Source organism: Pseudomonas sp. 22082 (assembly GCF_052046055.1).
In the GTDB taxonomy this organism is placed as follows: Bacteria; Pseudomonadota; Gammaproteobacteria; order Pseudomonadales; family Pseudomonadaceae; genus Aquipseudomonas; species Aquipseudomonas pharyngis.
This window is the reverse complement of sequence record NZ_JBQEQB010000017.1, coordinates 140,941-151,798: the sequence shown is the minus strand read 5'-3', so window position 1 is coordinate 151,798 and position 10,858 is coordinate 140,941. Positions and strand designations below refer to the sequence as shown.

General features: G+C 61.8%; 9 protein-coding genes. 7 read left to right on the top strand and 2 right to left on the bottom strand.

Features of this window, described 5'->3' with window-relative positions:
- Positions 1-324 precede the first annotated feature (324 nt).
- Both mprF and ACTJK9_RS20045 read left to right on the top strand, forming a co-directional pair.
- Complete coding sequence (gene mprF, locus ACTJK9_RS20050; RefSeq protein WP_440815669.1) at positions 325-2,964, top strand: bifunctional lysylphosphatidylglycerol flippase/synthetase MprF; 2,640 nt, start codon at positions 325-327, stop codon at positions 2,962-2,964.
- Positions 2,964-4,259, top strand: a complete 1,296-nt coding sequence (locus ACTJK9_RS20045; RefSeq protein ID WP_074691372.1) for a virulence factor family protein — start codon at positions 2,964-2,966, stop codon at positions 4,257-4,259. Before mprF ends, ACTJK9_RS20045 begins: the two co-directional genes overlap by 1 nt.
- Before the next feature lie 90 nt (positions 4,260-4,349).
- Here ACTJK9_RS20045 and ACTJK9_RS20040 read toward each other — a convergent pair whose 3' ends face one another.
- A complete protein-coding gene (locus ACTJK9_RS20040) occupies positions 4,350-4,508 on the bottom strand; it encodes a hypothetical protein (protein WP_440815667.1) in 159 nt (52 codons plus the stop codon).
- A gap of 486 nt (positions 4,509-4,994) precedes the next feature.
- On the opposite strand from ACTJK9_RS20040, the gene ACTJK9_RS20035 reads away from it, so the two are divergent.
- On the top strand, positions 4,995-5,321 hold the full coding sequence (locus ACTJK9_RS20035) for a DUF3077 domain-containing protein (protein WP_440815664.1): 327 nt from the start codon (positions 4,995-4,997) through the stop codon (positions 5,319-5,321).
- Between the two features lie 65 nt (positions 5,322-5,386).
- Here the strand turns inward: ACTJK9_RS20035 and ACTJK9_RS20030 are convergent, their stop codons facing one another.
- Positions 5,387-7,228 carry a potassium transporter Kup gene (locus ACTJK9_RS20030; protein ID WP_371857891.1) on the bottom strand — a complete coding sequence of 614 codons (1,842 nt, stop codon included), beginning with the start codon at positions 7,226-7,228 and terminating at the stop codon, positions 5,387-5,389.
- Between the two features lie 347 nt (positions 7,229-7,575).
- On the opposite strand from ACTJK9_RS20030, the gene rimO reads away from it, so the two are divergent.
- From rimO to ACTJK9_RS20010, 4 genes are all read left to right on the top strand, one after another.
- Positions 7,576-8,913, top strand: coding sequence for a 30S ribosomal protein S12 methylthiotransferase RimO (gene rimO / locus ACTJK9_RS20025; protein ID WP_007954955.1), 1,338 nt, complete (start codon positions 7,576-7,578; stop codon positions 8,911-8,913).
- 111 nt (positions 8,914-9,024) lie between these two features.
- Positions 9,025-9,498: a GNAT family N-acetyltransferase gene (locus ACTJK9_RS20020; RefSeq protein WP_440815672.1), complete on the top strand. Its 474-nt coding sequence runs from the start codon at positions 9,025-9,027 to the stop codon at positions 9,496-9,498.
- Positions 9,499-9,581: 83 nt separating this feature from the next.
- Entirely contained in the window at positions 9,582-10,292 is a 711-nt protein-coding gene (locus ACTJK9_RS20015) for an rRNA pseudouridine synthase (RefSeq protein ID WP_011332751.1), read from the top strand.
- A 74-nt stretch (positions 10,293-10,366) separates the two neighbouring features.
- The gene (locus ACTJK9_RS20010; protein ID WP_085612338.1) at positions 10,367-10,834 is read left to right on the top strand and encodes a DUF1456 family protein; all 468 of its coding nucleotides are present in this window, start codon (positions 10,367-10,369) and stop codon (positions 10,832-10,834) included.
- Positions 10,835-10,858: the final 24 nt, after the last annotated feature.

The window sequence follows — 10,858 nt, the reverse complement described above, 5'->3', positions numbered from 1 at the left end:
CTCATAACCCGAAGGTCGTCGGTTCAAATCCGGCTCCCGCAACCAAACATCAAAAAAGGCTACTCGAAAGAGTGGCCTTTTTTGTATCTGTGGAAAAAGTCCTTTCGCAACAATGATCTGTCACTGTGCAGTGAACCGTTCAGGATCTTCAGACCCGCCGAGTTGCGACTATGCTTGAGTCGCGGACAAGGCATCTGCAATCCAGGAGCTGCCCTCGCCGATACCCGGTGAGAGGCGTAGTATTTTGTGATTATTTTTTTCTACAGGGATTGGTTACTTGGCTGGATACCTCCATCCTGTCGCGCACAATCCAAGAGGTGATTGATGCGCGCCAACTCGTCTGATTCACAAGACACCGTCACAGCGACCCCACCGATCAAGCCTGAGCGTCTGCGCCTGCTGGATCGGATCAGCAAATACCGGCAACCGATCGGTCTGGCGGTTACTTTGCTGCTGTTCGCCATCGCGCTGATTGCCTGTCGCCATCTGCTCAGCGAACTCGATCTCGACGCCCTGCACGACTCGATTCTCGACGTGCCGAAACCCGCCCTGCTCGGCGCCCTCGGTGCGACATTCGTCGGCTTCATCATTCTGCTCGGCTATGAATGGTCGGCCAGTCGTTACGCCCGCGTGACGCTGGCACCGAAAGTTCTGGCCCTTGGCGGCTTCACCGCGTTTGCCATCGGCAACGCCATCGGCCTGTCGATGCTGTCCGGCGGTTCGGTGCGTTACCGTTTATATGCACGGCATGGCCTGGGCGCTTCCGAAGTTGCGCACATGACCCTGTTTGCCAGCCTGTCGCTGGGCTGTGCCCTGCCGCCGCTGGCTGCGCTGGCGACCTTGAGCAACCTGCCTGCGGCATCGCAGGCATTGGGTTTGTCCGAGACCTTGTTGGGGACGATTGCCGGCGTGGTGCTGCTGCTCGGCGCGATCCTGGCTATCGGCATCTATCGCCGTCGCCTGCCGGAACAACCTTACCCGGACAACCTGCTGGTTCGGGCCGGTCGTCGCACCCTGCGTCTGCCGGGTCGCCGCCTGACCTTCCTGCAACTAGTCATCACCGCCCTCGACGTCGCCGCCGCTGCGACCGTCCTTTATCTGCTGCTGCCGGAAGCGCCGCCCTTCGGTGCGTTCCTGCTGGTTTATCTGTTGGCGCTGGCGGCGGGCGTACTCAGTCACGTTCCGGGTGGCGTGGGGGTCTTCGAAGCGATTCTGCTCGCGGCGTTCGCCGACAAGCTCGGCGCCGCTCCACTGGCTGCCGCCCTGCTTCTTTATCGCCTGATCTACGTGGTGCTGCCGTTGCTGGTGGCCTGCGTGCTGTTGCTGCTCAACGAAGGCCAGCGCCTGTTCCAGTCGCAGACCATGCGTGCGGCTTCCGGTCTGGCAGCACCGATTCTCGCGGTGCTGGTGTTCCTGTCCGGTGTGGTTTTGCTATTTTCCGGCGCGACGCCAGAGATCGACACCCGTCTGGAACACATCGGCTTTCTGATTCCTCACCGCCTGGTCGACGCCTCGCACTTTGGCGCCAGCCTGATCGGCGTGCTGTGCCTGATGCTCGCCCAGGGCTTGCGTCGCCGGTTGTCGGCGGCGTGGATGCTGACCACCATTCTGTTGCTGGTGGGCGCCCTGCTCTCGCTACTCAAGGGTTTCGACTGGGAAGAAGCGACCCTGATGACCCTCACCGCCGCGCTGCTGGGGGTGTTCCGTCGCTCGTTCTACCGTCCGAGCCGTCTGACCGAACTGCCGTTCTCGCCGCTGTATCTGGTGGCCAGCCTGTGCGTACTCGGTGCTTCGACCTGGCTGCTGCTGTTCGCTTATCAGGACGTTCCGTACAGCCATCAACTGTGGTGGCAGTTCACCCTCGACGCCGACGCCCCGCGCGGCCTGCGCTCGCTGCTCGGCGCCGCCGTGCTGCTGCTGGTGATCGCCCTGACCTGGCTGCTGCGCACCGCTCGCCCGGTGATCCATCTGCCGACACCCGATGAGCTGGAACGCGCCTCGAAGATTCTGATGGCCTCCTCGCAACCGGACGGCGGCCTCGCCCTGACCGGTGACAAGGCGCTGCTGTTTCATCCCAACGACGAAGCCTTCCTGATGTACGCCCGCCGCGGCCGCAGTCTGGTGGCCCTGTACGACCCGATCGGCCCTGGCCAGCAACGGGCCGAGATGATCTGGCAGTTCCGCGACCTGTGCGACATCCATCACGCCCGTCCGGTGTTCTATCAGGTGCGCGCCGAAAACCTGCCGTACTACATGGACATCGGCCTGACCGCGATCAAGCTGGGCGAGGAAGCCCGGGTCGATCTGCATCGCTTTGACCTGGAAGCCAAGGGCAAGGAGATGAAGGACCTGCGCTACACCTGGAACCGTGGCACCCGTGACGGCCTGTCGCTGGAGATCCATGAGCCGGGCCAGGCGCCGATGGATGAGCTCAAGGTGATTTCCGATGCCTGGCTGACCGGCAAGAACGTGCGCGAGAAAGGCTTCTCTCTCGGCCGTTTCAGCGACGACTACCTGAAGCATTTCCGCATCGCGGTGATTCGCTTCGAAGGGCGTCCGGTGGCGTTCGCCAACCTGCTCGAGACCTACAGCCATGACCTGGCCAGCCTCGACCTGATGCGTGCGCACCCGGACGCCCCCAAGCTGACCATGGAATTCATGATGGTCGGTCTGATTCAACACTATAAGAGTCACGGATACGCGCGCTTCAGCCTGGGCATGGTGCCGCTGTCGGGGTTGCAACCCCGGCGCGGGGCACCACTGACCCAGCGTCTGGGCTCGATGGTTTTCCGCCGTGGTGAGCAGCTGTACAACTTCCAAGGCTTGCGCCGCTTCAAAGACAAGTTCCAGCCTGACTGGGAACCCCGTTATATGGCCGTGCCCGCCGGACTGGATCCGCTGGTGGCGCTGGCCGACACTGCTGCCCTGATCGCGGGCGGCTTGACTGGATTGGTGAAACGCTGATGATTCAACGCTCCCTGAAGTACATCCTGGTCGCACTGCTGGTGCTGGCCGCGATTGCCGGTGGCGGTTTCTGGTACCTCAAACGCCCGGCACCGGAACCGACCCTCGAACAGCTCACCCCGGCCGACGGTGCTGCCATGACCCGGGTCATCCCCGGCACCAAGCCCAAGGCTCAGGTGCTGGTGGCGGTCAACGACGACCAGAAGCTCAGTGACAAGCAACTGACCACCCTGAGCCGCAGCGCCTCGGCGCAGATTGTCCAGGTGATCCTGCCCAAGGACTGCCTGCTGCAAAGCCGCGCCCTGCAAGCCGGCCTGCGCGAACTGAACGGCCCGGCGACCCTGGTCAGCGGCATCGGCCCCGGCGCGGTGCTGGCATGGCGCTGGCTGTCCGAACAGAAGGACGACAAGGCCCAGGCCGTCTCCGTCGACCTGGCCCTGGAAAAACCCGGCTGCACCCACCTGCTGCCGAAAGCCGCCGCCCACGGCCACTGGCTGGTGGCCTGGAACGACAACCCGGACGACACCAGCGCCGGTTTCGTGCGCGACCAACCGAACGCCGAAACCAGCATCAGCGACTACGACATCAACCTGCCGCAAGTGCTGAACAACGAACTGCGCAAGATCCTCGTCGGCGGCGACAAGGCCAACGGCGGCCTGCAGATCCCGGTGGTGGAAGTCCCGGCCGGCCAGGCCAAGGACACTGTCACCCTATTCCTGTCCGGTGACGGCGGCTGGCGAGATCTGGACCGCGACGTGGCCGGAGAAATGGCCAAGATCGGCTACCCGGTCGTCGGCATCGACACCCTGCGCTACTACTGGCAGCACAAGAGCCCGGAACAGAGCGCGCTGGACCTGACCGAACTGATGCAGCACTACCGCCAGAAATGGGGCACCAAGCGCTTCATCCTGACCGGCTACTCGTTCGGCGCCGACGTCCTCCCGGCCATCTACAACCGCCTGCCGGAAACCGAGCAGCAACGCGTCGACGCAATCATCCTGCTGGCCTTCGCCCGCACCGGCAGCTTCGAAATCGAAGTCGAAGGCTGGCTCGGCAACGCCGGCAAAGAAGCCGCCACCGGCCCGGAAATGGCCAAGCTGCCACCGGCCAAGGTCGTGTGCATCTACGGTGAAGAAGAGACGGATGAAAGCGGTTGCACCGACAAGACGGCGGTGGGCGAAGCAGTGAAACTGCCCGGCGGCCATCACTTCGACGAGAACTACCCGGCGCTGGCCAAGCGTTTGGTGGACTTGATCGAGAAGCGCCAGAACACGGCGCAGGTGGCGGAAGAGTGATCTGAAGCGCACCTGATAAAAAGCCCTCGCAATCTCACGGTTGCGAGGGCTTTTTCATTCCCGGAGCTCCAACGAAGAGCCACGCGGAACTCAGTTAACTGTCAGCGTTTCCTGGGCGTACCTCGCCCGCATGTCGTCATGACTGATCGCTTGAGCCGGATCGAAATTGCTCAATCGTGCCTTGGCTGCCGCTTCAACCCGAAGAGTTTCGAGCTCATCCAGCCTTTCTTGTTTCAAACATTTTTTCATGAGCACCCTTCTCCAAGAATGTCGCCCGTCACTCGAACGGTCCTCAGTCCTCGGACAAAGGACAGTTGCTAAGCGCAGCTCATTGAAGAATCAACACCTGCTTAGCGCACTGATTCTGTCCGACGCATAGTTTCGCTTACTTGCGGTGTCGCAATATCAGATGACGTCCGCATACCTTGTAGGCAAACTCCTAATCTTGTGTTTGGGCACTTTGCCGCCCTGTTGCGCTGTTTTTCGACGGGATACTCTCCAGAGGTCGCTGACCCTTCAGTGATCGGGTGTGGTAACCCGGACAAACCAGCGCAACAGCGCCCTCATCTAAATCACAGGCACTTTCATGTCTGTGATCTCGAGTTATGGCAGCTGTGCGTGGGACGCCTTCGGGCGTGCCGGTTTCCTTGGTTCCCGGTTTACCACCCTGCGTACAGCTGCCTCCCTTTCGTGTGGTAACGGAAGTCGCAGCTCCTCGAACCAAGGAGTAGCACCATGACCGAAACGAAATCGCCGTCCCCCGCAGACCTCACAACCATCGGTTTCACCTCTTTCCTCTACAGCTCGGATCAGGCGTTACTCAACGTTCGCTCCGGCGTCCCCATCGTCGAAGCACTGTCCCAGGCTTCAGACCTGTTGTTCCTCGCCAAATCCTTCGCCGAGGACGCCGCCTACGACAAGGAAAGCGACCGCCACGCCTGGGCCGCGCATTACCTGACGATAATCGGCAAGGCCTTGGTCGACGACGTGATGAAGGCCCTGATGCCGCGACCTGCGCGAACGAAGACCGAATCTGAGGCAGAGCTGCCAGAAAGCATGTAACGGCGCAAAAACGAAAAAGCCCCCGCCAGCCGCAAAGCTGACGGGGGCTTTTTGATGACGCCGGTTTACATCTCCACCTGCGTCCCCAACTCAATCACCCTGTTCAGCGGCAGATTGAAGAACCGCAGGTTGCCGTTGGCATTCTTCAACATGAACGCAAACAGCGCTTCACGCCAACGGGCCATGCCTTCGAGTTTCGAGGCGATGACCGTTTCGCGGCTGAGGAAGTAGGTGGTGCGCATCGGGCTGAAGTCCAGATCATCCAGATGGCACAGCTTCAGCGCCTGCGGCACGTCCGGTTCGTCAGTGAAGCCGAAGTGCAGGATCACCCGGAAGAAGCCTTCGCCGTGGGCTTCGACTTCGAAGCGGCGCGATGGCGGGACGCGCGGGATGTCTTCGTAAACCACCGTCAGCAGCACCACTTGCTCATGCAGCACCTGATTGTGCAGCAGGTTGTGCAACAGCGCGTGCGGCACCGCGTCGGAGCGGGCGGTGAGGAACACGGCGGTGCCCTGGACGCGGTGCGGTGGCTGGACGCGGATGCTGCTGATGAAGATCGGCAGCGGCAGCGCGCCTTCGTCGAGGCGCTCGACCAGCAGTTGCTTGCCGCGTTTCCAGGTGGTCATCAGCACGAACAGCGCGATACCGGCGATCACCGGGAAGGCACCGCCCTGGACGATCTTCGGCACGTTGGCGGCAAAGTACAGACCGTCCACCAGGAGGAAGCCGAGCAGCACCGGCACCGCCAGAATCGGTGGCCATTTCCACAGCAGCAACATGACTGCCGACACCAGAATCGTGGTCATCAGCATGGTGCCAGTGACAGCCACGCCGTAGGCCGAGGCCAGGGCGCCGGAGGATTCGAAGCCGATCACCAGCAACACGACGCCGACCATCAGCGACCAGTTCACGGCACCGATGTAGATCTGGCCCTGCTCGTCGCTGGAGGTGTGCTGGATGTACATGCGCGGGATGTAACCGAGCTGGATCGCCTGACGGGTCAGGGAGAACGCGCCGGAAATCACGGCCTGGGAGGCAATCACCGTAGCCAGGGTCGACAGACCGACCAGCGGAATCAGCGCCCAGCTCGGGGCCAGCAGGTAGAACGGGTTGCGCGCGGCGTCCGGGTTCTCCAGCAGCAAGGCGCCCTGACCGAAGTAGTTCAGCACCAGCGCCGGCAGCACCAGCAGGAACCACGCACGGGCAATCGGCTTGCGACCGAAGTGGCCCATGTCGGCGTACAGCGCTTCGGCACCGGTCAGCGCCAGCACCACGGCGCCGAGGATCGCCACGCCCATGCCCGGATGGACGGTGAAGAACCGCACCGCCCACACAGGATTCATCGCGTGCAGCACTTCCGGGGTGTGGCTGATGCCGTACACGCCGAGGGCGCCGAGCACCAGGAACCAGGTGACCATGATCGGCCCGAACAGAATACCGATCCGCGCCGTGCCGTGTTTCTGGATCAGAAACAGCGCCACCAGTACCACCAGCGACAGCGGCACCACCCAGTGGTCGATGCCGTCGAAGGCCAGGCCCAGACCTTCAATGGCCGAGAGCACGGAAATCGCCGGGGTGATCATGCTGTCGCCATAGAACAGCGCCGCGCCGATCAGCCCGCAGACCACCAGCAACGTACGCAATCGCTTGCGCCCCGCCGCTGCCCGCCGCGCCAGCGCGGTGAGCGCCATGATCCCGCCTTCGCCCTGGTTGTCGGCGCGCAGGACGAACATCATGTACTTGATTGAAACGACCCAGATCAGCGACCAGAAAATCAGCGACAGAATGCCGAGCACCCCGTCGTGATTGACGGGCACACCGTAAGCGCCGGAAAACACTTCTTTGAGGGTGTACAACGGGCTCGTGCCGATGTCGCCGTAAACTACCCCGACCGCCGCGACCAGCATGCTCAGCGGCTTGGTGGCCGAACCTTCGGCGCCTGCCGCGTGACTACTTGCCTGACCCATCCAACACTCCTGATTCCCAGACCGGCTTCTTATATGAAGCACTATGCTTTGTGTGCAGCATGCGCGTTTTTACGCCCTGTAACAGACGTTTTCTTGACTGTAAAAATTCAGTAAAGCGCAACGGCGCGAAGCATAGCGCAGCACTCGTCGTATTTCCCTGCATAAAGCTGGTCAAGTGCGCTGCTCGTCGCTAGAATTGCGCACTTTTTGATCAGAGGCGCGCCTTAAGCGCCCGTCCGTCGGTTCCTGAGTCAGGTAATCGATGTCACAAAACACCGAGGTTAGACATGTCCACCACTCCTGCGCCGGCCAATCCAAAGGTTGGCTTCGTTTCTCTGGGTTGCCCGAAAGCACTGGTCGACTCCGAGCGCATCCTGACCCAGCTGCGCATGGAAGGCTATGACGTGGTGTCCACCTATCAGGACGCCGACGTGGTCGTGGTCAACACCTGCGGCTTCATTGACTCGGCCAAGGCCGAATCGCTGGAAGTCATCGGTGAAGCGATCAAGGAAAACGGCAAGGTCATCGTGACCGGCTGCATGGGCGTGGAAGAAGGCAACATCCGTGACGTGCACCCGAGCGTGCTGGCCGTCACCGGTCCGCAGCAGTACGAGCAAGTGGTCAACGCCGTGCACGAAGTCGTGCCGCCGAAGCAGGATCACAACCCGCTGATCGACCTGGTGCCGCCGCAAGGCATCAAGCTGACCCCGCGTCACTACGCATACCTGAAGATTTCCGAAGGCTGCAACCACAGCTGCAGCTTCTGCATCATCCCGTCGATGCGCGGCAAACTGGTCAGCCGTCCGGTGGGCGACGTGCTCGACGAAGCCCAGCGCCTGGTCAAATCCGGCGTGAAGGAACTGCTGGTGATTTCCCAGGACACCAGCGCCTACGGCGTTGACGTCAAATACCGCACCGGTTTCTGGAACGGCGCGCCGGTGAAAACCCGCATGACTGAACTGTGCGAAGCGCTGAGCACCCTCGGCGTCTGGGTCCGTCTGCACTACGTTTACCCGTACCCGCACGTCGACGAGCTGATCCCGCTGATGGCCGCCGGCAAGATCCTGCCGTACCTGGACATCCCGTTCCAGCACGCCAGCCCGAAAGTCCTGAAGTCGATGAAACGCCCGGCGTTCGAAGACAAGACCCTGGCGCGGATCAAGAACTGGCGCGAAATCTGCCCGGACCTGATCATCCGTTCGACCTTCATCGTCGGCTTCCCGGGCGAAACCGAAGAAGACTTCCAGTACCTGTTGGACTGGCTGACCGAAGCCCAGCTCGACCGCGTCGGCTGCTTCCAGTACTCGCCGGTCGAAGGCGCGCCGGCCAATGACCTGAACCTCGACATCGTTCCGGACGACGTCAAGCAGGATCGCTGGGAGCGCTTCATGGCGCACCAGCAGGCCATCAGCTCGGCGCGCCTGCAAATGCGCATCGGCCGTGAAATCGAAGTGCTGGTGGACGAAGTCGACGAGCAAGGCGCGGTCGGCCGCTGCTTCTTCGATGCCCCGGAAATCGACGGCAACGTGTTCATCGACAACGGCAGCAACCTCAAGCCGGGCGACAAGGTCTGGTGCAAGGTGACCGACGCCGACGAATACGACCTCTGGGCCGAACAGATCTAAGCGCGAAAAATACAGAAAGCCCCGCTCTCTTTTACGAGATGCGGGGCTTTTTTACGGCTAGAGTTTGTGAGGGGAAGGACTCCCTCATCCATGACAAAGAGGCTATCGGGCATGCGTCAGCATTCGGTCATCCACACGCCGAAACTCAGCGATTACCAGGAACTGACCCGGGTCTGGGAGGCCTCGGTCCGTGCGACCCACGATTTCCTGCCGGAATCCTACATCGAGCTGCTGAAGAGTCTGGTGCTGACCCGCTACCTCGATGCGGTGATGCTGATCTGCACCCGGGACAGCCACCAGCGCATCACCGGGTTTGCCGGTGTCGCGGCGGGCAAGATCGAAATGCTGTTCATCGACCCGGCTCATCGCGGCCAGGGCCTTGGCAAGAAACTGCTGAAGTACGCCATGGAACACCTGAACGCCGACGAACTGGACGTCAACGAGCAGAATCCGCAGGCCCTGGGGTTTTACTTCAAGCAAGGGTTCGAGGTGATTGGCCGCTCGGAAGTCGATGGCATGGGCCAGCCGTATCCGTTGTTGCATATGCGTCTGAAACAACCGGAGCAGCGCGCGATACGCGGCTAAAAGCCACACGGCGCAAATGCAATCGGGCTTAACCGGCCCCAGGCAGGTACAATGCCCACCCCTTTTTTGTTACGGCCCCTGTCATGACTGACCCGATTCGCCTCTCCAAACGCCTCATCGAGCTGGTCGGTTGCTCCCGCCGGGAGGCCGAGCTGTTCATCGAGGGCGGCTGGGTCACCGTGGACGGCGAAGTCATCGACGAGCCGCAGTTCAAGGTCGGCGACCAGAAAGTCGAGCTCGACAAGGACGCCAAGGCCACCGCGCCAGAGCCGGTGACTATCCTGCTCAACGTGCCGGCGGGCATGGATGTCGACAGCGCCATGCAGTCGCTGAACGCCGAAACCCTCAGCGAAGAACACCGCTACGGCAAGCGTCCGCTGCGCGGGCACTTCCTGCGCCTGACCGCCAGCGCCGACCTGCAACCCAAGGCCAGCGGCCTGCTGGTGTTCACCCAGGACTGGAAGGTGCTGCGCAAGCTCACCGCCGACGCGGCCAAGATCGAGCAGGAATACGTGGTCGAAGTCGAAGGCGACATGGTTGCCCACGGTCTCAATCGCCTGCAGCACGGCCTCACCCACAAGGGCAAGGAGCTGCCGCCGGTCAAGGCCAGCTGGCAGAACGAAAACCGTCTGCGCTTCGCCATGAAGAACCCGCAGCCGGGGATCATCGCCCAGTTCTGCGAAGCGGTCGGCCTGAAGGTGATCGGCATCCGCCGCATCCGCATCGGCGGCGTGTCCATTGGCAAGGTGCCGGTCGGACAATGGCGCTACCTGTCCGGCAAAGAGAAATTCTAAGGCTCGCAAGCCACCCTACATTTCCGGCATCGCGTCCGCGCGATGCCCACAGCGAAAAGATCAGGATTGCACACATGGTTCACAACGACGTTCTGCGCAGCGTGCGCTACATGCTCGACATCAGCGACAAGAAAGTGGTCGAGATCATCAAACTCGGCGGCCTGGACGTCACGCTGGCTGATGTCGTGACGTACCTCGACAAGAAGGAAGAAGACGAAGAAGGTTTTGTGCGCTGCCCGGACGAAGTCATCGCGCACTTCCTCGACGGCCTGGTGATCTTCAAGCGCGGCAAGGACGAAAGCCGTCCGCCGCTGCCGATCGAAGTGCCGGTGACCAACAACATCATCCTGAAAAAGCTGCGCGTGGCCTTCGAACTGAAGGAAGACGACATGCACGCGATCCTCAAGGCTGCCGAGTTCCCGGTGTCCAAGCCTGAGCTGAGCGCATTGTTCCGCAAGGTCGGCCACACCAACTACCGCCCGTGCGGCGATCAGTTGCTGCGCAACTTCCTCAAGGGCCTGACCCTGCGCGTTCGCGGTTGACCCATTCGATCACGGCGACTTCGG

What these genes read in the sequence shown, in the direction of transcription:
- mprF (WP_440815669.1), top strand. Translation starts at nt 325, where the DNA reads ATGCGCGCCAACTCGTCTGATTCACAAGACACCGTCACAGCGACCCCA.
- ACTJK9_RS20045 (WP_074691372.1), top strand. Translation starts at nt 2,964, where the DNA reads ATGATTCAACGCTCCCTGAAGTACATCCTGGTCGCACTGCTGGTGCTG.
- ACTJK9_RS20040 (WP_440815667.1), bottom strand. Translation starts at nt 4,508, where the DNA reads ATGAAAAAATGTTTGAAACAAGAAAGGCTGGATGAGCTCGAAACTCTT.
- ACTJK9_RS20035 (WP_440815664.1), top strand. Translation starts at nt 4,995, where the DNA reads ATGACCGAAACGAAATCGCCGTCCCCCGCAGACCTCACAACCATCGGT.
- ACTJK9_RS20030 (WP_371857891.1), bottom strand. Translation starts at nt 7,228, where the DNA reads ATGCTGGTCGCGGCGGTCGGGGTAGTTTACGGCGACATCGGCACGAGC.
- rimO (WP_007954955.1), top strand. Translation starts at nt 7,576, where the DNA reads ATGTCCACCACTCCTGCGCCGGCCAATCCAAAGGTTGGCTTCGTTTCT.
- ACTJK9_RS20020 (WP_440815672.1), top strand. Translation starts at nt 9,025, where the DNA reads ATGCGTCAGCATTCGGTCATCCACACGCCGAAACTCAGCGATTACCAG.
- ACTJK9_RS20015 (WP_011332751.1), top strand. Translation starts at nt 9,582, where the DNA reads ATGACTGACCCGATTCGCCTCTCCAAACGCCTCATCGAGCTGGTCGGT.
- ACTJK9_RS20010 (WP_085612338.1), top strand. Translation starts at nt 10,367, where the DNA reads ATGGTTCACAACGACGTTCTGCGCAGCGTGCGCTACATGCTCGACATC.